21 protein-coding genes and 1 other RNA gene are annotated in these 21,242 nt (G+C 74.6%); 8 read left to right on the top strand and 14 right to left on the bottom strand.

The annotated features are described in order from the left end of the window. Nucleotides 1-122 precede the first annotated feature (122 nt). Nucleotides 123-923 (bottom strand): peroxide stress protein YaaA, encoded by an 801-nt coding sequence (gene yaaA / locus ACWCYY_RS38990; RefSeq protein ID WP_449798775.1) that lies wholly within the window; start codon nucleotides 921-923, stop codon nucleotides 123-125. A gap of 195 nt (nucleotides 924-1,118) precedes the next feature. Then, on the bottom strand, nucleotides 1,119-2,345 hold the full coding sequence (locus ACWCYY_RS38985; RefSeq protein ID WP_449798774.1) for a hypothetical protein: 1,227 nt from the start codon (nucleotides 2,343-2,345) through the stop codon (nucleotides 1,119-1,121). Nucleotides 2,346-2,755: 410 nt separating this feature from the next. On the opposite strand from ACWCYY_RS38985, the gene ACWCYY_RS38980 reads away from it, so the two are divergent. Beyond that, the gene (locus tag ACWCYY_RS38980) at nucleotides 2,756-4,201 is read left to right on the top strand and encodes an RNB domain-containing ribonuclease (RefSeq protein WP_449798773.1); all 1,446 of its coding nucleotides are present in this window, start codon (nucleotides 2,756-2,758) and stop codon (nucleotides 4,199-4,201) included. Between the two features lie 7 nt (nucleotides 4,202-4,208). Here the strand turns inward: ACWCYY_RS38980 and ACWCYY_RS38975 are convergent, their stop codons facing one another. Further along, the gene (locus ACWCYY_RS38975) at nucleotides 4,209-4,856 is read right to left on the bottom strand and encodes an NADPH-dependent F420 reductase (RefSeq protein WP_449798772.1); all 648 of its coding nucleotides are present in this window, start codon (nucleotides 4,854-4,856) and stop codon (nucleotides 4,209-4,211) included. Nucleotides 4,857-4,930: 74 nt separating this feature from the next. On the opposite strand from ACWCYY_RS38975, the gene ACWCYY_RS38970 reads away from it, so the two are divergent. Both ACWCYY_RS38970 and rnpB read left to right on the top strand, forming a co-directional pair. Further along, nucleotides 4,931-5,296, top strand: a complete 366-nt coding sequence (locus ACWCYY_RS38970) for a winged helix-turn-helix transcriptional regulator (protein ID WP_449798771.1) — start codon at nucleotides 4,931-4,933, stop codon at nucleotides 5,294-5,296. A 39-nt stretch (nucleotides 5,297-5,335) separates the two neighbouring features. Continuing rightward, nucleotides 5,336-5,737, top strand: an RNA gene (rnpB, locus tag ACWCYY_RS38965) — RNase P RNA component class A. Nucleotides 5,738-5,868: 131 nt separating this feature from the next. Here the strand turns inward: rnpB and ACWCYY_RS38960 are convergent. Both ACWCYY_RS38960 and ACWCYY_RS38955 read right to left on the bottom strand, forming a co-directional pair. Next, a complete protein-coding gene (locus ACWCYY_RS38960; RefSeq protein WP_449798770.1) occupies nucleotides 5,869-6,831 on the bottom strand; it encodes a hypothetical protein in 963 nt (320 codons plus the stop codon). A 215-nt stretch (nucleotides 6,832-7,046) separates the two neighbouring features. Next, the gene (locus ACWCYY_RS38955) at nucleotides 7,047-8,012 is read right to left on the bottom strand and encodes a hypothetical protein (RefSeq protein ID WP_449798769.1); all 966 of its coding nucleotides are present in this window, start codon (nucleotides 8,010-8,012) and stop codon (nucleotides 7,047-7,049) included. A 339-nt stretch (nucleotides 8,013-8,351) separates the two neighbouring features. Between ACWCYY_RS38955 and ACWCYY_RS38950 the strand changes: the two genes are divergently transcribed. Then, nucleotides 8,352-8,669, top strand: coding sequence for a hypothetical protein (locus tag ACWCYY_RS38950; protein WP_345282779.1), 318 nt, complete (start codon nucleotides 8,352-8,354; stop codon nucleotides 8,667-8,669). 108 nt (nucleotides 8,670-8,777) lie between these two features. Here ACWCYY_RS38950 and ACWCYY_RS38945 read toward each other — a convergent pair whose 3' ends face one another. The 5 genes from ACWCYY_RS38945 to ACWCYY_RS38925 form a co-directional block, all read right to left on the bottom strand. Then, a complete protein-coding gene (locus ACWCYY_RS38945; protein WP_449798768.1) occupies nucleotides 8,778-9,899 on the bottom strand; it encodes a serine hydrolase domain-containing protein in 1,122 nt (373 codons plus the stop codon). Between the two features lie 44 nt (nucleotides 9,900-9,943). Further along, nucleotides 9,944-10,534 (bottom strand): DUF4097 family beta strand repeat-containing protein, encoded by a 591-nt coding sequence (locus ACWCYY_RS38940; RefSeq protein WP_345282773.1) that lies wholly within the window; start codon nucleotides 10,532-10,534, stop codon nucleotides 9,944-9,946. A gap of 190 nt (nucleotides 10,535-10,724) precedes the next feature. Beyond that, a complete protein-coding gene (locus ACWCYY_RS38935; RefSeq protein ID WP_449798767.1) occupies nucleotides 10,725-11,198 on the bottom strand; it encodes an NUDIX domain-containing protein in 474 nt (157 codons plus the stop codon). Between the two features lie 73 nt (nucleotides 11,199-11,271). Continuing rightward, nucleotides 11,272-11,517, bottom strand: coding sequence for a hypothetical protein (locus tag ACWCYY_RS38930; protein ID WP_345282769.1), 246 nt, complete (start codon nucleotides 11,515-11,517; stop codon nucleotides 11,272-11,274). Between the two features lie 50 nt (nucleotides 11,518-11,567). Continuing rightward, nucleotides 11,568-12,185, bottom strand: coding sequence for a TetR/AcrR family transcriptional regulator (locus tag ACWCYY_RS38925; protein ID WP_449798766.1), 618 nt, complete (start codon nucleotides 12,183-12,185; stop codon nucleotides 11,568-11,570). 112 nt (nucleotides 12,186-12,297) lie between these two features. Between ACWCYY_RS38925 and ACWCYY_RS38920 the strand changes: the two genes are divergently transcribed. After that, nucleotides 12,298-13,296, top strand: coding sequence for an ABC transporter permease (locus tag ACWCYY_RS38920; protein ID WP_449798765.1), 999 nt, complete (start codon nucleotides 12,298-12,300; stop codon nucleotides 13,294-13,296). Between the two features lie 113 nt (nucleotides 13,297-13,409). Here the strand turns inward: ACWCYY_RS38920 and ACWCYY_RS38915 are convergent, their stop codons facing one another. Genes ACWCYY_RS38915 through ACWCYY_RS38905 form a run of 3 tightly spaced genes read right to left on the bottom strand, consistent with a single transcriptional unit; the run spans nucleotide 13,410 to nucleotide 16,156 of the window. Continuing rightward, nucleotides 13,410-14,723, bottom strand: coding sequence for an MFS transporter (locus tag ACWCYY_RS38915; protein ID WP_449798776.1), 1,314 nt, complete (start codon nucleotides 14,721-14,723; stop codon nucleotides 13,410-13,412). A 32-nt stretch (nucleotides 14,724-14,755) separates the two neighbouring features. Continuing rightward, nucleotides 14,756-15,319, bottom strand: a complete 564-nt coding sequence (locus ACWCYY_RS38910) for a TetR/AcrR family transcriptional regulator (RefSeq protein WP_449798764.1) — start codon at nucleotides 15,317-15,319, stop codon at nucleotides 14,756-14,758. Between the two features lie 48 nt (nucleotides 15,320-15,367). Further along, nucleotides 15,368-16,156 (bottom strand): SDR family oxidoreductase, encoded by a 789-nt coding sequence (locus ACWCYY_RS38905; RefSeq protein ID WP_449798763.1) that lies wholly within the window; start codon nucleotides 16,154-16,156, stop codon nucleotides 15,368-15,370. Nucleotides 16,157-16,235: 79 nt separating this feature from the next. On the opposite strand from ACWCYY_RS38905, the gene ACWCYY_RS38900 reads away from it, so the two are divergent. Further along, nucleotides 16,236-16,859: a TetR/AcrR family transcriptional regulator gene (locus ACWCYY_RS38900; protein ID WP_345282760.1), complete on the top strand. Its 624-nt coding sequence runs from the start codon at nucleotides 16,236-16,238 to the stop codon at nucleotides 16,857-16,859. Nucleotides 16,860-16,865: 6 nt separating this feature from the next. On the opposite strand, the gene ACWCYY_RS38895 is transcribed toward ACWCYY_RS38900, so the two are convergent. Next, complete coding sequence (locus ACWCYY_RS38895; RefSeq protein ID WP_345282758.1) at nucleotides 16,866-18,185, bottom strand: S28 family serine protease; 1,320 nt, start codon at nucleotides 18,183-18,185, stop codon at nucleotides 16,866-16,868. A 177-nt stretch (nucleotides 18,186-18,362) separates the two neighbouring features. Here ACWCYY_RS38895 and ACWCYY_RS38890 point away from each other — a divergent pair, with 177 nt between their 5' ends. Together ACWCYY_RS38890 and ACWCYY_RS38885 are read left to right on the top strand one after the other, a co-directional pair. Further along, nucleotides 18,363-19,544, top strand: coding sequence for an MFS transporter (locus ACWCYY_RS38890; RefSeq protein WP_345282755.1), 1,182 nt, complete (start codon nucleotides 18,363-18,365; stop codon nucleotides 19,542-19,544). A 209-nt stretch (nucleotides 19,545-19,753) separates the two neighbouring features. After that, nucleotides 19,754-21,178, top strand: a complete 1,425-nt coding sequence (locus ACWCYY_RS38885; protein ID WP_449798762.1) for a hypothetical protein — start codon at nucleotides 19,754-19,756, stop codon at nucleotides 21,176-21,178. Nucleotides 21,179-21,242 lie beyond the last annotated feature (64 nt).

Genomic DNA, 21,242 nt, shown 5'->3' with positions numbered 1-21,242 from the left:
CCGCTACGAACGCAAGGCCGACCACTTCGCCGCCTTCGCCAGCATCGCCGCAGCCCTCATCTGCACCCGACGGCTCTCCAAATGAGATGCCTTCTGAGTACGGAGGCTCAAATGCGCCCGGCTCAGTGGATCTCGGTGACCACCACGTCGAGCTGCCAGGGCTTGCGGGCGGTACCCTCCGCCAGGACCTCGATCCGGTAGCCGAGCCCGGTCAGCGCGTCCACCAACTCGCCCGGGGAGGCCGGCTCCTGACCCGCGTTCAGCAGGTCACGGACCAACCGGCCCTTGGTGGCCTTGTTGAAGTGGCTCACCACCGAGCGCTTCAACTCCCCGTTCACCTCGCGCTCCTGGAGCACCCGCACGGTCGCGGTCCGCGCCGCCACCGCCCCGGCCGGCTTCCACGCCGCCGCGTACGCCGCACTGCGCAGGTCCAGCACCAGCCCCTCGCCCGCCGCCTCCGGCAGCACCTCGGCCATCTCCCGCCGCCAGTACGCTCCGAGCGCCCCCAGCGGCCGCAGCTTCACGCCCATCGAGCAGCGGTACGGCGGGATCCGGTCACCGATCCGCACCGCACCCCACAGCCCCGAGAAGACCAGCAGCGAACGCTCGGCCAGCGCGTACGCCGCCTCGTCCAGCTTCGCCAGCCCCAGCGCGTCGAACAGCACCCCCGTGTACACCTCGCCCGCCGGCAGCGCCCCCGCCGTCGGCAGCCCGGCGTTCTTCGCCACCTCCCCGCGCAGCCCCTCGCTCAGCCCGAGAACCTCGCGCGCCGTCTCCTCGTCCCCCCGGCAGAGCCCGACCAGCGCGTCCAGCACCGCCCGCCGCCCCGCCGTCAGCCCCGGCAGCGACAGCCCGTCCAACTCCAAGGGCACCCCGGCCTCCGCAGCGGCCTTCCCCTCCGACGGCGGCAACAGCACCAGCACGGCGACACCCTTCAACAGTCTGTGGCAGCGGACCCTGCAACTGTACGGGCCCGCCGCCCGCCCTCGTGCCGGGCCTCGGGAGGTCGACGCCCCTGCTCCGACGGGCGCGGGGCCTGGACGGCACACCGCCGGGGGCGCCGAGCGCCCGGGGGAGCGCGCGGAAGGCTGCGGCGCGAGGCCGACGGTCCGGCGCGTTCAGGGGGTGTGCGCCGCTCCGCCGGAGGCGGTGAGCGCCCGCAGGCGGGCCCGGGCGCGGAAGGCCGCTGCCCGGGCCCCGGCCGCCTCGAAGCCGGCCAGGGCCCGGCGGACCGCCGTCGCATCGCCACCCAGCCGGGCCAGCGCCGCCTCGTACGGGCAGCCGCGCCGCTCCCAGGCCCGCGCGGCAGCCGCTCGGGCGCCCGCCAGCTCCGCCGCGTACGGCCCGGCCGCCCGGAGCTGCGGCACGCGGCCGCCGCTGCGCCGCACCCAGACGGCGAGCGCCCCCGCCAGCCAGGGGGCACCGCGTCCGCCGGTCATCGCCAGGCCGTGCCGGGCCTCGGCCGCCGCCCGCTCCTCGTCACCGCCGAGCCAGGCCGCCTCGGCCCGCGCCACCCACACCGGGCCCAGCAGCCGCAGATCCACCGGATCGGCCGCCGCCACCGCCTCGTCCAACGGCCCCCACACCCCCGGCTCCCCGCGCCTGGCCCGCACGGTGCCCACCACCTGAAGCGTCCGCACCCTGGCGGGCAGCGGCAGCCCCGGCACGCGCAGCGCCTCGTCGGCCGCCCGCACCGCCTCCCGCCAGTGGCCCTCGCACAGTCGAAGGTGCACCAACTGCGCCTCCGCTTCCTGGAGTTGCCACGTCAGGCCGTGCTCTCGGCAGTGGGCCGCCGTCCGTTCGAGGGCCCGTCCGGCCCGGGCCGGATCGCCGTGCAGCAGGGCCAGCTCCCCGACCGCCAGACCCCTCCGGGCGGCCTCCTCGACGCCCTCCACCCCGCACCCCGCCTCGACCGCACCCCACTCCCCGCCCCCGGCCACCACCCGGGCCAGCGCCAGCTCCCAACGGGCCCGCGCCGCCACCCTCCCGTCCGCAGCGACCGCCCGCCGGGCCCAGGCCGCCACCGCCACGAGGTCCTGCGCCGCCCCGGCCGCCTCCGCGAGATCCAGGTACGCCCGGGCCGCCGCCGCTCCCGTCAGCAGCTCCGCCGCCCGCCGCCCCGCCCGCCCGGCCTCCTCACCCCGCCCGCACCGCCACAGCGCACGCGCCGCCCGCCGCAGGTCCTCGCCCTCACCGGCCCGGTCACCGAGCACCCGCCGCAGCGCACCACCCTGCCGCCACCGGTCCGCCGCCTCCGCCGCCCCGGCCGGCCCGAGCTCCGCCGCCCTGGCCTCCAACAACCCGGCCAGCCCGGCGAGGACGGCCCGCCGCTCCACCAGCTCCACGCACCCAGTCTCCGCCCGCCGCCCCGCATCCCGCCCGCCGTGGGGCGCACCGGAGGCGCTCCGACGGGTCGTCAGGCGGGCGAGATCGCGACGGGGCGGGATCTCCCGGCCGGAGGCGTGTCCGCCCGGAGGCGTGTCCGTCCGGAGGCGTGTCCGTCCGGAGGTCTGCCCGCCGGGGTGCCGGGGCGGCCCCGAAGGGTCCTCAGGTGGTGGGCCGGCAGGCGTGCCGGGTCCTGCCACCACCCCCTGCGGGTGTGTCCGTCCGGCGGGTCCGCCCGCTCGACGGGGCGTCAGGCAGCGGGTCGGCCAGTACGCCGGGTTCTGTCTCCCGGATGGTGGGCCGCCCCCCGGGGGGAGTGCCCCGGGCGGTCCGACGGGCCGTCAGGTCGGCGGCGCCGTACGCTGCGAGCATGCCGCGTCAACAGCTGAGGATCAGGGCCGCCGACTCCGCGCGGATCAACCGCGAGCTGGCCGAGCTGCGCGAAGGGCTCCAGCTGCCGAGCGGCTGGTCGCCGGAGGCCGCCGAGGAGGCGGAGCGGGCGGCGGGGGTGCCGAGGCTGCCGGAGTTCGACGCGACCGACCTGGAGCTGTTCACCGTCGACCCGCCCGGCTCCCGCGACCTCGACCAGGCGATGGGCCTCGGCCGGCGCGGCAGCGGCTACCGGGTGCACTACGCCATCGCCGACGTCTCGGCCTTCGTCCGCCCCGGCGGTGCCGTCGACGCCGAGGCCCACCGCCGCACCCAGACCCTCTACTTCCCCGACCTGCGCATCCCGCTGCACCCCGCCCGGCTCTCCGAGGACGCCGCCAGCCTGCTCCCCGGCGAGCTGCGACCGGCTCTGCTCTGGCAGCTGGACCTCGACGCCGACGGCGTGGTGCTGCTCGCCGACGTCCGCCGCGCCCAGGTCCGCTCCCGCCGCCGGCTCGACTACCAGGGCGTGCAGGAGGCCGTCGACCGCGGCGCCGCCGACGAACAGCTCCGGCTGCTCGCCGAGGTCGGCCGCCTGCGCGAGCAGCGCGAGGCGGACCGCGGCGGCGTCAGCCTGCCGATCCCCGAGCAGGAGGTCGAACCGGCCGACGGCGGCTACCGCCTGGCCTACCGCGCGCCCCGCCCGGCCGACGGCTGGAACGCCCAGATCTCCGTGCTCACCGGCATGGCCGCCGCCGAGCTGATGCTGGACGCCGGCGTCGGCCTGCTCCGCACCCTGCCCGCCGCCCCCGAGTCCGCGTACGAGCGGCTGCGCAGGACCGCCAAGGCGCTGGACGTGGAATGGCCGCCCGGTACTCCGTACCCCGCCCTGATCCGCTCCCTCGACCCGGCCCGGTCCCACCACGCGGCCTTCCTCAAGGAGTGCACCGGCCTGCTGCGCGGCGCGGGCTACCACGCCTTCGACGCGGCCCGCGGCGTCGCGCCACCGGCCGACCCCGGCCACGCCGCGCTGGCCGCGCCGTACGCGCACTGCACCGCGCCGCTGCGGCGGCTGGGCGATCGCTACGTCCAGGAGCTCTGCCTGGCGATCGCCGGCGGCACCGAGCCCCCGGCCTGGGTGCGTGACCAACTCCTCGAACTCCCCGCCCTGTTGGAGGGCGGTGACCGCCGGGCCCGGGAGATCGAGCGGGCCTGCGTCGACCTGGTCGAGGCCGAGCTGCTGCACGGCCGCGAGGGCGAGCGCTTCGACGCCGTGGTCGTCGACGTGGACGAGCGCCACCCGGCCAAGGGCACCGTCCAGCTCCGCGAGCCCGCCGTGGTCGGCCGCTGCGAGGGCCCCGGCCCGCTCCCGCTCGGCGAACGCCTCACGGTCCGGCTCACCCTCGCCGACCCCACCACCCGCACCGTCGCCTTCGCCCCGGCCTGACGACCCCTCAGGAACGCGCGGGAGGCCCGGCCGCGTACGCCGCCGGGGGCGCGATGGCCTGCACGTCGGCCCCCTCCCCGATCCAGAGCCCGATGAACAGCGCGGCCGTCGCCTCCAGCAGCCCCGCCCGCTCCAGACCACCGGCCGGCAGCGGCTCGCACCCCGTGTCCCGCACCAGCCCGGCCACCAGCGCGACCGCGCCGTCGTCCCCGCAGAGCGGCACGGCCAGCGGACGGCCGTCGAACACCGGCGGCCGCATCCGCCACACGTCCCGGTGGCAGAGGTTGAACGCCTTCACCACCCGGGCCTCCGGCGCCGCCCCGGCCAACAGCCGCGCGGCCGAGGCCCCGCCCTCGGTCAGCAGTCGGAAGCCGGGCCCGACCGGATTGGAGCAGTCGATCAGCACCGTGCCCGCCAGCTCCGCCCGCAGCCCGCCGACCACCTCCGCCCCGGCCCCGAACGGCAGCGCCACCAGCACCGCCTCGGCACCCGCGGCCGCCCCGCGCAGCCCGTCCGCGACCGCCCCGGTCCGCTCCGCCAGCCGCCGCGCCCGGCCCCCGTCCCGCCCGCCGACCGTCACCCGGTGCCCGGCCCGCACCCAGTGGGCCGCCAGCGCCTCCGCCATGCCGCCCGTACCCAGGACCCCGATCCTCATCAACCGCTCCCTCTCCGACGTGGGTTCGACCGTTCACCACCACGCTAGGGACCCGGTCGGGCACCATTCGGTACGTGCCGGACGACCCCTTCCTCGCCGACTGCCGCGCGCGGCTCGGCTTCGACCTGCTCGCCAACACCTGGAACCCCGTGGTGCTCCGGGCCCTCCGGGACGGCCCCCGGCGCCACGGTGAACTGCGCGAGCTGATCGGCGGCATCAGGTCCAAGGTCCTCACCGAGACCCTCCGCCGGCTCCACGTCAACGGTCTGGTCGACCGGCACTCCGCTGACGGCCCGTCACCCCGCCCGGAGTACCGCCTCACCGAGCTCGGCCGCAGCTTCCTGGCCCCGATCGAGGCGGTCGGTGTGTGGGCCTTCGAGCACGGCGACGAGGTGATGGCCGCCCGGGACGCCGCTCTGCCCCCCGAGCCGCTGTCCTGACCGCCCGGCCCGACCGGCTACGATGACCAGTACGGCGGACGAGCCGGCCGGGCGGTCGCGTCGGGTCCCTTCGGGGGCTCGCCGAGGAACGTCCGGGCTCCACAGAGCAGGGTGGTGGGTAACGCCCACCCGGGGTGACCCGCGGGACAGTGCCACAGAAAGCAGACCGCCACCGACTCCGGTCGGTGGTAAGGGTGAAACGGTGGTGTAAGAGACCACCAGCGACCGAGGTGACTCGGCCGGCTAGGTAAACCCCACCTGGAGCAAGGTCAAGATCGGCGCCCCCGGGCGCCGTGCGCGGATGCACGAGGGCTGCTCGCCCGAGTCCGCGGGTAGACCGCACGAGGCTGTCGGCAACGGCAGCCCTAGATGGATGGCCGCCTCCCCGGGCCGCGCAAGCACCCCGGGAGACAGAACCCGGCGTACAGGCCGACTCGTCCGCCGCCAAGCTGGGGAAAGGCCCCCTGACCTGCGTCTTCGCAGGTCAGGGGGCCTTTCTCATGGCCGATGGGAGGAGTGCGCCCTCCGGCCCGTTCGAGTCCTCACAGCCCGGTGCCGGGGCCCGTGGTGGGTCAGGCCTTGCCCCAGGTGCCGGAGGACCAGAGGGCGCCGCCGGCGTTGGGGCCGCCGTTCTGGCGGTAGAGGACGAAGTTGCCGTCCTCCTGGGCGATGACGTAGGCGCCGGGGTTGCCGTGGGTGTTGGTGCTCCACGGGGTGCCGAACTCGGTGAGGACCTCGAAGGCCCCGTCCGGGTTCATGTACGCGAAGCTCTCCGGCTGGTTCCAGGTGCCGGTGGACCAGATCGGCCGGCCGTCGGACTTGCGGTAGAGCACCACGTTGCCGTCGTTCTGCTTGAGCAGGATGGTGGTGCGGGACTCCACCCACATGCCGCCGAGGAGCCCAAGGTCGGACTCGATCTTGCTGGACGGCTTGCCGGTGTACGCGCCGTTGACGACCTCGGGGAGGGCCCCGGTCCCGTTGCTCCAGAACGGGTCCCCGCCGGTGCGGGGGCCGACCAGCAGGTCGCCGAGGGCGAGGGCGAAGTAGGAGTCGGGGTGGTTCCAGGTGCTGGTGGACCAGAGGCCGCCGCCGGTGGTGGGGCCGCCGCCCTGGCGGTAGACGACGAAGTTGCCGTCCGTCTGCATGGTGGCGTAGGCGCCGGGGTTGTTCCAGGTCCGGGAGGACCACAGGGCCTGGATGCGGGAGCCGTCGGTGGCGACCAGGTAGAGCACCAGGTTGCCGTCGGTCTGCATCACCAGGGTGGTGCTGCCGGCGTTCAGGCTGCTGCCCGACTCCAGCCGCTGGCCCGGCATCAGGAAGGCGACCTGAGGCGCCTCGGAGTCGGACGGGGCCGCGTTGGGAGCGGACTTGAGGGCCTTGGCGGCGGGCGCCTTCGGCATCGTGCGGACGACCGGCGCGGGCTTCTCGGACTTGCCCGCGGCGGGTGCGGCGACGGATCCGGTGGTGCTGGTGGCCAGGATCGCGCCGGCGCCGATCAGGAGCGCGGCGGCACGCTGAAGCGTGCTCTTACGCATGGGTCCCCCTAGGAAAAGGTGAAGAAGCTGTCGAAGACTGGTGTTCGACAGAGAGTTTCTACACCACCCGAGTGACAACCGGACGGGATTTTCCCGGCGCCCGGGGCCGGGAGAACGGCTCGGGACGAGGGGGTGAAGTCCAGGGGTGATTCCCCCCGGCGGGTGGGCCGGGGGGAATCACCGAGGTGGGGGGACGGCTCTGGGGCCGTGGTGGCTCAGGCCTTGCCCCAGGTGCCGGAGGACCAGAGGGCGCCGCCGGCGGCGTGGCCGCCGCCCTGGCGGTAGACGACGAAGTTGCCGTCCGCCTGGGCGATGGCGTAGGCACCGTGGTTGCCCTCGGTGTAGGTGCGCCAGTGGAGGTTGTTGTCGTCGGCGACGAAGAGGACGCCGTCCTCGTCCATGTAGGCGTAGGAGCCCGGACGGTTCCACGTGCCGGAGGCCCAGATGGCCCGGCCGTCGGACTTGCGGTAGAGCACCAGGTTGCCGTCGTTCTGCATGATCAGGATGGTGCTGCGGGACTCCACCCAGGTGTTGGGGTCGAGGCCCTGCTCGGTGCCGATGGTGTCCGACGGGTTCTCCGTGTACTCGCCGTTGACCTCGGTCGGGACGAAGCCGGTGCGGGCGTCCCACAGCGGGGCGTCGGAGCCGGGGACGCCGATCATCAGGCCGCCCCAGGCGAGCACCAGGACCGCGCCGGGGTGGTTCCAGGTGTTGCTGTGCCAGATGGCGCCGCCGGTGGCGTCGCTGCCGCCCTGACGGTAGATCACGAGGTTGCCGTCGGCCTGCATCTCGGCGTGGGCGCCGGGGCTCCACCAGGTGCCGGAGGCCCACAGGGCCTGGATCCGGGAGCCGTTGGAGGCGACCAGGTAGATCACGAGGTTGCCGTCGGCCTGCATCACCAGGGTGGTGCTGCCGGCCGTCACGCTGTCGCCGGGGGCGAGCACCTGGCCCGGGCGCACCACCGCGGTGAGCGCGGCGGCGGCCGGGGCGGCCTGGGCGGTGGAGGGCGCCGACCGGAGGGCCTTGGCGGCGGGCGCCTTCGGCATGGTGCGGGTGATCGGCTCCGGCTTGCCGGTGAGGCCCGGTGCCGGGGCGGCGACGGCTGCGGGCCCGGCGGTGGCCAGGACGGCGCCGATGCCGACCAGGAGCGCGGCGGCACGCTGGTACGTGCTCTTACGCATGGTTCCCCCTAGGAAAGGTAAAGAAAGTGTGTATGTCTTGAGTGCGACAGAGAATTCATACACCAATGCGAAATCGGCATCCGCGGCGGGGGGTGTGCGACGGGGGATCCTGCCCCGTGGGCCCCGGGCGGTGGTCACCGGGGTACTACGTCCGCGAAGCGGGGTGTGAGGCGACCCCAATGTATCCCGCCGGACCATCGATCCGGTAGGACACGGAACACCCTTTTCCGATCTTGTCCGGGCCGGGCGCGCGGGCCCAGACTCGACGCATTCCACGTCTCTTCCCACCGGGCCCCGTCGGGTCCGGCGATCGGGCGTGCGGTGACGAAGGGGGACGTGATGGTGGATCAGGAGCGGGTGCTGCGGGCCCGGATGAGGCTGCTGAGCCTGGACCGCAGGCTGCTGCGCGGGACCGACGGGCTGTGGGTCTACCGGACGCTGGTGCAGGTCAGCCCGGAGGCGTACGGGTCGAGGCTGGCGCGGGTGCTGGTGGAGGCGAGCGGCTCGGAGCGGGTGGCCGGACTTCCCGGGCGGCGGCGGGCGTTGCTGGCGGAGGCCAGGGAGTGGGCCGAGCGGATCGAGCCCGGGCACCCGTACCGGGAGAAGGTCATGGCGCGGCTGGTGGAGGCCGAACTGCGGGAGGGGATCGGCGGCTGACGACGCGTCGGCGGGCCGCGCCGGGCTGGAGGCCCGGCGCGGCCCGGGGCCGCAGGGGTGGATCGGGGGCGGGTCAGGACTGCGCGGGGAGGACCGGCGGGAGGCGGGTCAGGACCGCGGGGGGAAGGCCAGCGGGAGGAGGGTCCGCTGGACCTTGGCGAAGGCGGCGGCGGTCTCGGCGAACTCGAGCCGGGCGTCGCCGGTGGTGAGCGAGGCGATCAGGGTGGTGCCGCCGTCGGGGGAGCCGTACATCAGGGCGCCCCAGCCCCAGAAGCCGCCGTTGTGGGTGTAGAGGGTGCCGGCCTCGGTCTCCTCGACGATCAGGCCCAGGCCGTAGGCGAACTTCGTGTGCGGGGTGCGCATCTCGGCCATCAGCTCGGCGGGGAGGAGGCGGCCGCCCAGCAGGGCGGAGAAGAAGACGTGCAGGTCGCGGGTGGTGGAGATCATGTCGCCGGCGGCGGAGATCCACGAGGGGTTGGAGCGGGTGACGTCGACGGTCCGCCACTCCTCGCCGTCCCGGTAGGTGTAGTAGCCGTGGGCGTGCGGGCCGGGCAGCTCGGGCGAGGCGTCCGGGACCAGGGTGCCGGTGAGGCCGAGCGGGCCGAGCAGGCGGTGGTGCATCTCCTCCGCGTAGGGGCGGCCGGCCAGCCGCTCGACCAGAAGGCGGGCCAGCACGTAGTTGGTGTTGGAGTAGCTCCAGTCGGTGCCGGGCTCGAACCGGGCCGGCTTGGCGAGGGAGAGGCGGAGCAACTCCTCGGGGCGGTAGGTGAGGAGGAGGTTGTCCACCCACTCCTGGCCCTGCCAGGGGATGCCGGGGGCGGTGGTGCCGTCCTCGTAGTACTCGCCGGTGTGGTTGAACAGGCCGCTGGTGTGCTGGAGCACCATCCGCACCGTGATCCGGCGGTCCAGCCCGTACCCGGGCAGGTGGTCGTCGACCGGGTCGTCCAGGCCGAGCAGTCCGTCGGCGACCAGGAGCAGGACCAGGGTCGCGGTGAAGGTCTTGGTGTTGCTGCCTATCCGGAAGTGCCCGTCGGTCGGTGGCGGGGCGTCGGAGCCGAGCTCGCCGACGCCGGCGCTGCCGGTCCACTCGCCCTGGCGGTCGTTCACCCGGACCTGGATCCCGGCCCAGCCGTCGGCGGCGATCTCCTCGACGGCGGCCCGGAGTTCGGGGCGGTCGGTGCTGGTGGCGGTGGTGACGCCGGTGGCGGTGGTGGTGAGGTGGTCGGACATGGTGGCGATCTCCTTGCCGGGTCGGGGTGTTGAGGGGTGGCGGGTCAGAGCGAGCGGGCGGTGATGTCGCCGTAGGCGGTGGTGGCGCGGATGGTGAGGGCGGGGGAGCCGTCGTTGCGCAGGGCGTTGACGACGCGGCCGTAGGAGGTGGAGGCGTCCAGTGCGGCGGAGCTGCCACGGGCGGTGGTGACGGTGATGTCGCCCTTGGCGGTGGTGAGTTCGGCGTCGCCGGACAGCGAGCCGAGCCGGATGTCGCCGGCCTGGAGGGTGATCCGGGCGGCGCCGGTGCCGTCGAGGTCCACGGTGCCGTCGGCGCCGGTGAAGGTGACCTCGCCGAGGCGGCCGGTGGAGTGCAGGGCGCCGTCCGCGATCTCGGCCAGCACCCGGGAGCCGGTGGGCAGTTCGACGGTCACCTCGACCGAACCGGAGGGGCCGAAGGCCCGGTTGGCCGACTCGGGGGTGTGGATGCGCAGCGCGCCGTCCTGCTGCTCGACCACGGTCTGCTCGGCGGCCTTGACGTCTCGGCTGCTGCCCGGGTCGGCCGGGAGGATCCGGACGGTGGCGTCGGTGCGGTCGGTGGCGATGATCCGGAGCCGGCCGGAGGCGATGGTGATGGTGGCGGTGAAGGTGTTCACGGTGGTCCGTCCCTGCGTCGTTGGCGTTTTCTGACATCGCAAACGCTACGTTGCAGTCACGGTATGGGCAACCAGGAAGTTGCATCAAGTAGAGGAAACTGCAGGTTAAGTGGCATAAATCATTGCAACAAGAGTGCTTGCTAACGCAACGTCAGCTGATGAGCTGTTGCAATGGGCCGACAGTGAACGCTCAGGTGGCGAGGTACTGGGCGGTGCCGGTGCGGCGGGCCGTGGCGAGGGCGGCGACCAGGGCGTAGCGGGCCGGGGTGAGGATCCGCCGCCAGTCGTCGAGGGCGTGCACGCGGACCTCGGTGTGCTCGGCCGGGTCGAGGACCAGGGCCTCGATCTGGTCGGCCGTCAGCAGGCCGCCGTCGAAGGCGAGGCCCAGCTTGGCGGGCCAACCGTCCGCCGGGGCTTGGAAGATGACGCCGAGCAGTCGCGGCTCGCAGCGCAGGGTGTGGCCGGTCTCCTCGCGGACCTCGCGGACGGTGCTCTCCCACGGGTGCTCGCCGTGGTCCACGTTGCCGCCGCCGAACTGCCAGACCTCGGGGTCGTAGACGGACTTGAGCATGACGGGGCGTCCGGCGGTGTCGGTGGTGAACGCACACGTCCAGACGATGCCGTGGGTGAGCGTCTTCAGGTGTTCGGCCAGAGGTAGCTGCACGAACGATCAACGAGGCGCACGGGCCGCCGGTGGCGGGGAGGTGGATCCGGCCACCCGATCGAGGGCGGGGCCGTCAGTCGAACAGCGGCTGCTGGTCGGCGGGTTGGGTGGCCGGCAGGCCCTCCAGCGGAAGCTGGTCCTGGCGGGCGGCGGCCTCGGCCAGCGGGACGTGCGTCATCGAGCCGGGGCAGAGCGCCAGCGAGCGGCTGTGCAGCTTGTGGTCGTGCACGACGCCGTAGCCGGCGCGGGTGGCCAGGGGCATCAGGGCCACCTGGCGGGAGCAGGACGGCTCCGGGCAGCGGACGCGGGGCAGCTTCATACCGCCAGCATCGCGCAGGGGTGCGACAGTGCGCGGCTCCCCGGTGGCCGCTACTGCGCGGGGGCGGCCGGGCGGAGCACGGCCCGCAGGGCGGCGCCGATCGCGGTGGGGTCGACGTCGCCGAAGAGCGCCTGCTGGGCGATCAGCCCCTGGGCGGTGGCGATCAGGATCCGGGCGAGGTCGGCGGCCGGGACGTCGGCCGGGAGCCGGCCGTCCTGCTGGTACTCCAGGACCAGTCCGGACCAGAGCTCGTGCAGGGCGGCGAACCCGGCGCGCAGGGCGGCGGCCAGGTCCTCGTTGCGCTGGGTCTCGGCCCAGACCTGGAGGATCAGGCGGGTGGAGACCAGCGGGTCGTCGCCGCCGGCGGCCATGTGGAAGACCCGGTCGAGCACGGTGGAGAGCAGCGCGTCGGGCGTGGGCCGGGGGCTGGCGCCGGCGGCCTCGGCGTAGGCGGAGCGGATGGTGTCCACCACCTCCACGGCGATGGCCCGGATGATGTCGTCCTTGCTGGCGAAGTACCGGTAGACCGCCCCGGCGGAGAGTCCGCTCTCGCGCAGCACGTCCTGCATCGAGGTCGCGTGGAACCCGTTGCGGGAGAAGCAGCGGACGGCGCCGTCGAGGATCTGGCGGCGGCGGGCGTCGAGGTGTGCCTGGGATACGCGGGCCATGGTCGCCACCGTAGAACGAACATTCCTTCTTGACAACCGCGCCACGGGCGTCCGACAGTGAGTCTCGTAAAACGAACGATCCTTCTTTTTGACTTGAGAGCGGAGAACAGTCATGTCCGCCGACCTGCCGCCGACACCGCGTCGGATCGCCGTCGTCTGCCTCGTCGTCCCCCTGCTGGTGGCCTTCGCGCTCTGGGCCTTCGCCTGGCCGGCCGCCCGCCTGGCCCCGCACGACCTGCCGGTCGGCGTGGCCGGGCCGGCCGCCGCCACGGCCGAGGTGAAGGAGCAACTCGCGCACCGGCAAGGCGCGTTCGAGATCCACGAGTACGCCGACGGCCCGGCCGCCCGGGTCGCGATCGAGCAGCGCGAGGTCTACGGCGCGCTGGTGGTGGGGCCGCAGGGCCCCGAGCTCTACACCGCCTCGGCGGCCGGGCCGGTGGTGGCCCAGCTGCTCCAGAGCGCGAGCGGCGGCCGGGCCGCGGTGACCGACGTGGTCGCGGCCCCGGCGGCCGACCCGCGCGGCGCCGTGCTGGGCGCCGGGCTGCTGCCGCTGGTGCTGGCCGGGATCGCCTCGGGGGCACTGGTGACGGTGCTGCGGCTGCGCGGTGCGTCGGCGATCGGCGCGCTGCTCGGCGCGGCCGCGCTGACCGGGCTGGTGGCGGTGGCCGTCGGCCACGCCTGGCTGGGCGCGCTGAGCGGCAACTGGCTCGCCGAAGCAGGGGTGTTCGGGTTGACCGCGCTCGCGGTCGGCGCCACCGCGGCCGGGCTGGCCTCGCTGATCGGCATGCCCGGGATCGGGATCACCGCCCTGCTGATGGTGCTGGTCGGCAACGCCTTCTCGGGCATCACCTCGGCCCCCGAGATGCTGCCCGGTGCGGCCCGGGTGATCGGCGCCCAACTCCCGCCCGGCGCGGCCGGATCGGCGCTGCGCTCGGTGGCCTACTTCGACGGCGCGGCGGCCGGCCGGCCGCTGCTCACCCTCGCCCTGTGGGCCGGGCTCGGCCTCGCGGTGGTCGGACTGGTCGCGGCCCGGCGGCGGGCCGCCCCGCCGGTCGGGACCGCTCCCGGGGGCGCCCCCGAGGCGGCTCCCGAGCCGGTGGCGGCGGCCTGACCGGTCGTCAGCGGGCGCCGGTCACGCAGGGCCCGCCGGTCCCGCCGGGCCCGCTGACGACCGCTCGGGTCTTGAGCCTGTGCCTCGGCCTGCGCCTCGGCCGGGCCCGCCGGTCATGCCCGGGGGAGCCCCCGGGTGAGCAGGAGGGCGGCGGCGGCCGTGGCGGCGAGGGCGAGCACGGTGGCGGCGGGGGAGAGGCCGAGGGTGGTGAGGGTGGCGGCGGCCGCGATGCCGAGGGCGGGGCCGAGGTTCATCGCGGTCTGCTGGAGGCCACCCGCGGTCCCGGCGTCCGCGACGGCGGCCCGGCGCACCACCACGGCGGTGCCGGTGACCATCGCGGTGCCGAAGCCCGCGCCCAGCAGCAGGAACCCGGGGGTGCTTCCCCACCAGGAGGTGCCGGGCGCCAGCCGGGAGAGCAGCAGTGCGCCGAGCGCGGTCAGCAGGAGCCCGGAGGCGGCGGCGCGGCGCGGGCCGTGACGGCGCATCAGGGCCGCGGCGGCCGGGGCCGCGCCGACCATGGCGAGCGCGAGCGGGAGGCCGCGCAGTCCGCCGTCCTGGGCGGACAGGCCCAGGGTGTCCTGGAGCAGGTAGGTGACCAGGTAGAGCGTGCCGAACACGGTGGCGGAGACGCTCACCAGGACGGCCAGGGCCGGTGCGGTGGGGGCCGTGCGCAGCAGGGCCGCCGGGAGCAGCGGGTGCGGCGTGCGGCGCTCGTGCCGCACCAGCAGGAGGGCGGCCAGGCCGGTGAGCGCGGGGGCCACCGGGCCGGGGTGCGGGAGGGCGGTCAGGGTGTGCACCAGCCCGGCCAGGGTGAGGGCCAGCAGGGCGGCCCCGGGCAGGTCGAGCCCGGGGCGGGCGGCGGTGGTCGGTCCGGGGAGCCGTACGGCGAGCGCGAAAAGGCCGACCGCGACGGCGGGGACGACGCCGAGGAAGAGCACGGTGCGCCAGCCGAGGTGGGTGGTGAGCACGCCGCCGACCACCGGGCCGGCCGCGGCGGCCAGTCCGATCGCGGCGGTCCGGACGGCGATCGGCGTGCCCAGCCGGTCCGGCGGGTAGGCGGCGCGCAGCAGGCCCAGGGTGGCGGGCTGCAGCAGGGCGCCGAACACGCCCTGGGCGGCTCGCAGGGCGATCACCCAGCCGATCGACGGGGCGCAGCCGACCGCGGCCGAGGCGACGCCGAAGCCGACGGCGCCGACGGCGAAGACCCGGCGCTGGCCGTAGCGGTCGCCGAGCCGGCCGGCGAAGACCAGCAGGGAGGTGACCGCGATCAGGTACGCGGTGCTGGTCCACTGGACCTGGGCGAAGGTGGCGGACAGGTCGCGCCGCAGGGTGGGCTGGGCCACGGTCAGCACGGTGCCGTCGAGGGCGACCACGGCAGCCCCGGTGATGCTGCCGGTGAGGACGAGCAGCTGCTGACGGCGGCCCATCCGCTGGACGGCGACGGAGTCGGCGAGGGCGGTCACCGGGCGGCCGGGCCGAGGTGCGCGTCCAGGGCTGCGGTCAGCAGGGGTGTGATCTCCGCCTGACCGGTGGCGAGTTGGAGGCTGCCCCAGCGGTGCAGCTGGGCCAGCCCGTGCAGGTTGGCCCAGAACGCGCCGGCCGCCGCGGTGGGGTCGGTGCCCGGGCGGGCCGCCGCGATCAGGGTGCCGAGCCGGGCGAACAGCGGCAGGCTGGTCTCCCGCAGGCCCAGCTTGCCGCTCTCCAGCAGGTCGTGGCGGAACATCAGCTCGTACATGCCGGGCTGCTCGGCGGCGAACTCCAGGTAGATCCGCGCCAGTTCGGCGAGCTGCTCGCGCGGGCCGCCCGAGGGCGCCCGGTCGAGGCGGGAGGCCAGGTCGGTGAAGCCCCGTCGGGCGATCGCCGAGAGCAGGGCGAGGTGGGTGGGGAAGTGACGGCGCGGGGCGCCGTGCGAGACCCCGGCGCGGCGGGCGATCTCACGGAGGGTCAGGGCCTGCGGCCCCTCCTGGGCGAGCAGCTCGGCACCGGTGGCCACCAGGCGGGCGCGGAGGTCTTCATCGGTCATGTAGACAGTGTCTACCAGGTGGAAGTAGACACTGTCTACCGGGGTTGGTCAGAGCCCCGCGCCGCCGGTGGCGTCGATGGAGCGGCCGGTGACCCAGCGGGCGTCCGCGGAGGCGAGGAAGGCCACGATGTCGGCGACGTCCTCGGGCTGCCCGACCCGGCCGAGGGCGGCGAGCGAGGCGGCGTGTGCCTCGGCGGCCGGATTGCCGCGCAGCCAGCCCGCGTTGACGTCGGTGTCCACCACGCCGGGGGCCACCGAGTTGACGGTGATGCCGCGCGGTCCGAGCTGCTTGGCCAGGTTGAGGGTGAAGGTCTCCAGGGCGCCCTTGGTGGCCCCGTAGGCGATCGCCTCGGGCATCGCCAGGCGGGCGGCGCCGCTGGAGACGTTGACGATCCGTCCGTGGTCGCGCAGCCGCTCCAGGCCGTGCCGCACCACGAAGAACGGCGCCCGGACGTTGACCGCGAAGACCTCGTCGAAGCCCTCCTCGGTGAGTGAGGCGAGGTCGGCGGCGTGGGCGATCCCGGCGTTGTTCACGATGATGTCGACCCCGTTGTCCGGCGCGTGGGCGGCGACGCCCGCGTCGAAGGCGGCCCAGAGCGCGGCGGCGTCGCCGTGCCGGCCGAACTCGGCCCGGACCGCGAAGGCCCGCCCGCCCTCCTGCTCGATCCGCCCGACCACCTCGGCGGCCGAGCTCGCGTCGCGGCCGTAGGCGACGGCCACCAGGGCGCCGTCCCGGCCGAGGCGCTCGGCGACGGCCCGGCCGATGCCCCGGCTCGCGCCGGTGACCAGGGCCACCCGGCCGGCGAGCTTCGTCCGCTCAAGAGTCGTTCCACGCATGGCTGTTGCCCCGTCCCCTATTTCTTGGTGGATCGTTCAAGAAAGACCGTAGCACGATTTCTTGAACGATCCACCTACAATGTTCGGCATGACCGAGAGAACGGGTGCCGGCCGCGGCCGGCCGCGCGGCTTCGACCGCGCCGCCGCACTGGAGGCCGCCACCCTGCTGTTCTGGGAGCGGGGCTACCAGGCCACCTCCATGGGCGAGTTGACCGAGGCGATGGGCATCAGGGCGGGCAGCCTGTACGCCGCCTTCGGCGACAAGCGCTCGCTCTTCGAGGAGGTGGTGCGGCACTACGGGCGGACCCCGGCCGGAGCCTTCGCCGCCGCCGCGCTCACCGAGGAGCCCACGGCCCGCGGTGCGGTCGCCCGGCTGCTGCGGGAGGCGGCCGAGGTCTTCCCCGACCCGTCCCACCCGGCCGGCTGCCTGACCGTCAGCGCCGCCACCAACGTGACCGCGCAGGACGAGGGGATCGGCGCCCACCTCCGCGAGCTGCGCAACGCCAACCTTGCCGTGATCGAGGCCCGGCTGGTGGCGGCCGGGGCCGCCGGAGAGTTGCCGGAGGGCGCCGAACCGGCCGCGCTGGCCCGGTACTTCGCGTCCGTCTTCCAGGGCATGTCCCAGCAGGCCAGGGACGGCGCCACCGCGTCCGAGCTGCGTGCGGTGGCCGAACTCGCCCTGCTGGCCTGGCCGGCGGCGTAGCGACGGTCAGGCCAGGCCCGCCCAGCGGTTCAGGGCGGTGGTGGCGGCGCTGCGGTCGGGGTCGGTGAGGGAGGCGATCTTCGCCGAGTGGGTGGCGCCCGGTGCCCAGAGGGACAGGGAGTCGCGGGTGCCGGGCCCCAGGCGGAAGGGCTCGGCCACGCTCGGGTCGGCCGCGCCCTGGACGAAGAGCAGGCGCTCGCCCCGCAGGCGCACCCAGCGGTCGATGTCGCGCATCGCACCCGGCTGGAAGCGCAGTTCGACCTCACGGGGCACGAAGGTGCGCGGCTCGGTGGCGCCGGGGTAGCGGATCAGGTCTGCCAGGTGCTCGGTCTCCAGGCCGAAGTAGCCCAGCTGGGTGCCAAGTTGGTAGAAGTACGGGACGAAGTCGGTGGCGAAGCCGTCGGTGAAGGTGAGCAGCCGGCCGGCCTGGTCCAGCCAGTCGAAGAGCTGCCGGCCGGTCGCGTCCGGGCCGGGGACGGAGGCGCAGCCGGACCGGCCGATGCCCTGCCAGAAGGTGAACGGGGTGCGCAGCACGGCGATCTCGAAGGCCTTGTCGGCGCTCCCGATCAGCTCGAAGGTCGCACCCGGGTAGGCGGCGGTGTACTGAGCGGTGAGCTCCTCGCGGTGCAGCAGCGCCCGGCGCTGGACGGCCCGCAGCGCGGCCCGGCACTCGGGGGTGCCCACCGTGGCCAGGAAGTCGCGGTAGGCCGAGTCCTCGCGGTCGTTCACGTTGTTCGGCGCGCCGTAGGCGACCGTCCCGGCCACGTCGCCGGGGTAGAACCGGCGGTGGTAGACGGTGGCCATGCCGCCCTTGCTGCCGCCGGTGGAGATCCACCGGCCCGGGTAGACGGGGCGCAGGGCCTCGACGATCCGGTGGTGGTCGGTGGCGGCCTGCCAGATGTCCAGGGTCCGGTAGTCGCCGGTGGTGCTGGGCAGCGAGGTGCCGAAGAAGCGCTGCTCGGTGGTGAGTTGGTTGCCGTCCAGCAGGGCGGCGGGCTCGCTGCGGCCCTGGCCGGGGCCGAGGCCGTAGCCACTGGTGGCCAGTACCGTCGGGCGGTCCGCCGCGCGGTGCAGCAGGGTCAGGCGCTGCTGGAAGGTGCCCGCCTCCGGGTGGTGGTGGTCGACCGGCTGACGCAGGCTCAGCTCGAAGAAGCGGAAGCCGGCGGCGGCCGGGCGCTCCGCCGTCACGGTCAGGCCGGGGACGGCCTCCAGTGCGGCCCGGACGTCGGGCTCCTCGGCGGCCGCCGCCGGAACGGCCGTCAGCGCCGTCAGCGCCAGCGCCGGTGCCGCCACGCCGACCAGCAACCGCCTGAACCACCTGCTCATGTCGCCCTCCCCGGGGCTCGTCCGTTCGATGGGCACCAGTCAACCGGCGGGGCCCGCTCCGCTGATCCCTCCCGGGCGTGGACGGCCTCCCTCTCCGGAGGGAGTTGACGGACCGTCCGGTGCCGGGAGGACCGTCGGGCAGGCTGGGGCGGACGGCCGATCGGAAGGGGCGGGACCATGGGCGGGGCGGTGCGGACGGCGGAGGTCCGGGAGGTGCGGGGGACGTGGCAGCGGATGCGCCTGTGGGGAGCGGCGCACGCGGTGGACGACCTGTACCAGGGCCTGGTCCCGGCGGTGGTGCCGTACTTCGTGCTGGAGCGCGGCTACGGCTACGTCGCGGCCGGGGGCCTCACCCTGGCCGCGGCGCTCGGGAGTTCGGTCCCGCAGCCGCTGATCGGGATCGCGGTGGACCGGCACGGGCTGGGCTGGTCGGCGGCGCTCGGGCTGGCGCTGGCCGGCACCGGGTTCGGACTGGCGGGGCTGGCCGGGCCGTACCCGGCGGTCTGGGCGCTGGTGCTGCTCTCCGGCATCGGGGTGGCGATGTTCCACCCGGCGGCGGGCAAGGCGGCCCGGGAGGCGGCGGGGGAGAGCGCGGCCGCGATGAGCGTCTTCGCGGCGGGCGGCAGCGTCGGCTTCTTCCTGGCACCGGTGCTGGCCACCCCGCTGCTGGTGGCCTGGGGCGTGCGGGCCACGGCGTTCTTCCTGCCGCCCGCGCTGCTGATGGCGTACGTGCTGCACCGGCACCGGCGGCGCGCCCTGGCGACGGGGCGGGCCGGGGCCGGTGGCGCGCGGACGGGTGAGGACCAGTGGGTGCCGTTCCTGGTGCTGACGGCGGTGGCGATGGTCCGCTCGGTGGTGTTCTTCGGGGTCAGCACCTTCCTGGGCCTGCACTGGCTGCGGGACCTGGGCGCGACGCAGACCCTGGCCGGGGTGGCGCTGGCCTGCTTCCTCGGCGGCGGGGTCACGGGCACCCTGCTGGGCGGGCGGACCGCCGACCGGCTGGGCCTGGTGCGGACGGTCCGACTCGGCACCCTGCTGGCCGTACCGGCCCTGGCGGGCTTGGTGCTCGCCCCGGGCCCGTACCTCCCGCTGCTGTTCGCGGTGCTCACCGGCGCGGTGCTGAACGTGCCGTTCGCCGTCCTGATCAAGCTCGGCCAGGACTACCTGCCGGCCCGCCCCGGCACCGCCTCCGGCGTGACCCTGGGCCTGGCCCTGAGCGTCGGTGGCCTCTCGGCGCCGCTGCTGGGGCTGCTCGCCGACGCCCACGGGCCGCGCGGCGTGCTCACCGTGCTCTGCGCCGTCCCCGTCCTCGCCTGGGGGCTGGCCGCGTTCCTGCGGGAGCCGCGGGCGGCGGCCTGAGGACGCATCCGTCCATGGCCTCTTCGGTCCGCCGGGGATCCCTTCCACTCGGGCTGAGCTGCGACGAAGCTGTTCTTCGTCAGCAGGAAGCGCCCGACCGGTAGGGAACGAACCTCCGCTGACGGTACGTCAGCCGCGCCAGACCGCCGCTCCTGCAGGGCGGCAGTCCGCGCGGTCCATCCGTCCGCACACCCTCCCGGAGCACAGCCATGACCTCTCGCGCCTCGAAGCTCACCCGCGTCGCCCTCGCCGCCGCCATCACCCTCTCCGGCGCGGTCGCGACCACCGCCCTGGCCACGGTGAACGCCACGGTCGCCCAGGCCGCCTCGTCGGTGGACGGTTCGATCACCCGCTCCGAGGTGATCGCCCGGGCCGACTACTGGTTCCAGCAGGGGAACAGCATCAGCTACAGCTGGACGGGTGCCTATCCGGACTCCTCGGGGCGCAACTACCGCACCGACTGCTCCGGTTACGTCTCGATGGCCTGGCACCTCGGCACCAGCCTGGCCACCGGCACGCTGCCGGGCGTCGCCACCCAGATCCCGCGCAGCGAGCTCAAGCCCGGTGACATCCTCGACTACGAGGCCAAGCACGTCATCCTGTTCGAGAAGTGGGACGACGCGGCCCACACCACCTTCTCCTACTACTCCTTCGGCTCCGACCCGGTGAAGCACGTCACCGGTGTGTCGATCAACGCCGCCAAGTTCGACAGCCACGACAACGGTCTCTACACCGCCTACCGCTACGACAAGATCGTCGACGACAACCCCGTCACCGCCGCCAACAACACGGTGCGCCTGGTGGACCTGACCCCGAACGGGGACCTGTTCAACGCCGAGGGGAACTTCGTCGCCGGGAGCTGGAGCCCCTGGAGCAGCATGGGGGCCTCCTCGATCAAGGAGGTCGCCAGCGCCTCGACCGGGTCGACCAACCGGGTCTTCGCGATCGGCAGCGACAACCGGATCTGGGAGAAGGACGGCAACTACGCCACCGGGCAGTGGTCCGGCTGGTTCCAGGTGCCGAACAGCCCGACGGTGAAGGCGATTTCGGCCTCCTCCTTCGGCAACACCGTGCACCTCACCGCGATCGGCACCGACGGCCAGATGTGGAACTCGGACGGCGCCTTCCCGAACGGCGGCTGGAACGGCTGGACCTCGCACGGCGGCACCAACCTCAAGCGGATCGCCTCGGTCTCGACCAGCGACAACGTGAACCACGTCTTCGTGGTCGACGCCAACGACCAGCTCCGCGAGATCGACGCCAACTACGCGACGGGGACCTGGAACGACTGGGCGCCCGCGGCGGGCGGCTTCACGGCCAAGGACGTCTCGGCCTCGTCCTTCGGCAGGACGGTGCACCTCACCGCGATCGGCATGGACGGCAACCTGTACAACACCGACGGCGACTTCGCGGCCGGCACCTGGAACGGCTGGAGCAACAAGGGCGGCAGCGGCCTGAAGCGGCTGGCCAGCGCGACCTCCTCGGTCACCAACGTGAACCACGTCTTCGCGGTCAATGGCAGCAACCGCCTGGTCGAGATCGACGCCGACTACATCAAGGGCACCTGGAGCACCTGGGCGGAGCCGGCCGGCGGCGCCGACTCGATGGGCATCGCGGCGTCCTTCACCAGCTGACCCGCAGCACCCGACCCGAAGCACCGGAACGGCCGTGCCCTGCGCCAGAGCAGAACTCTGGTGC

The organism is Kitasatospora sp. NPDC001664 (genome assembly GCF_053596675.1).
The sequence above is the reverse complement of the archived record's forward strand: the minus strand, read 5'-3'. Positions and strand labels throughout refer to the sequence as shown.

What these genes read in the sequence shown, in the direction of transcription:
- ACWCYY_RS38980 (WP_449798773.1), top strand. Translation starts at nt 2,756, where the DNA reads ATGCCGCGTCAACAGCTGAGGATCAGGGCCGCCGACTCCGCGCGGATC.
- ACWCYY_RS38975 (WP_449798772.1), bottom strand. Translation starts at nt 4,856, where the DNA reads ATGAGGATCGGGGTCCTGGGTACGGGCGGCATGGCGGAGGCGCTGGCG.
- ACWCYY_RS38960 (WP_449798770.1), bottom strand. Translation starts at nt 6,831, where the DNA reads ATGCGTAAGAGCACGCTTCAGCGTGCCGCCGCGCTCCTGATCGGCGCC.
- ACWCYY_RS38955 (WP_449798769.1), bottom strand. Translation starts at nt 8,012, where the DNA reads ATGCGTAAGAGCACGTACCAGCGTGCCGCCGCGCTCCTGGTCGGCATC.
- ACWCYY_RS38950 (WP_345282779.1), top strand. Translation starts at nt 8,352, where the DNA reads ATGGTGGATCAGGAGCGGGTGCTGCGGGCCCGGATGAGGCTGCTGAGC.
- ACWCYY_RS38945 (WP_449798768.1), bottom strand. Translation starts at nt 9,899, where the DNA reads ATGTCCGACCACCTCACCACCACCGCCACCGGCGTCACCACCGCCACC.
- ACWCYY_RS38930 (WP_345282769.1), bottom strand. Translation starts at nt 11,517, where the DNA reads ATGAAGCTGCCCCGCGTCCGCTGCCCGGAGCCGTCCTGCTCCCGCCAG.
- ACWCYY_RS38925 (WP_449798766.1), bottom strand. Translation starts at nt 12,185, where the DNA reads ATGGCCCGCGTATCCCAGGCACACCTCGACGCCCGCCGCCGCCAGATC.
- ACWCYY_RS38920 (WP_449798765.1), top strand. Translation starts at nt 12,298, where the DNA reads ATGTCCGCCGACCTGCCGCCGACACCGCGTCGGATCGCCGTCGTCTGC.
- ACWCYY_RS38915 (WP_449798776.1), bottom strand. Translation starts at nt 14,723, where the DNA reads ATGGGCCGCCGTCAGCAGCTGCTCGTCCTCACCGGCAGCATCACCGGG.
- ACWCYY_RS38910 (WP_449798764.1), bottom strand. Translation starts at nt 15,319, where the DNA reads ATGACCGATGAAGACCTCCGCGCCCGCCTGGTGGCCACCGGTGCCGAG.
- ACWCYY_RS38905 (WP_449798763.1), bottom strand. Translation starts at nt 16,156, where the DNA reads ATGCGTGGAACGACTCTTGAGCGGACGAAGCTCGCCGGCCGGGTGGCC.
- ACWCYY_RS38900 (WP_345282760.1), top strand. Translation starts at nt 16,236, where the DNA reads ATGTTCGGCATGACCGAGAGAACGGGTGCCGGCCGCGGCCGGCCGCGC.
- ACWCYY_RS38895 (WP_345282758.1), bottom strand. Translation starts at nt 18,185, where the DNA reads ATGAGCAGGTGGTTCAGGCGGTTGCTGGTCGGCGTGGCGGCACCGGCG.
- ACWCYY_RS38890 (WP_345282755.1), top strand. Translation starts at nt 18,363, where the DNA reads ATGGGCGGGGCGGTGCGGACGGCGGAGGTCCGGGAGGTGCGGGGGACG.
- ACWCYY_RS38885 (WP_449798762.1), top strand. Translation starts at nt 19,754, where the DNA reads ATGACCTCTCGCGCCTCGAAGCTCACCCGCGTCGCCCTCGCCGCCGCC.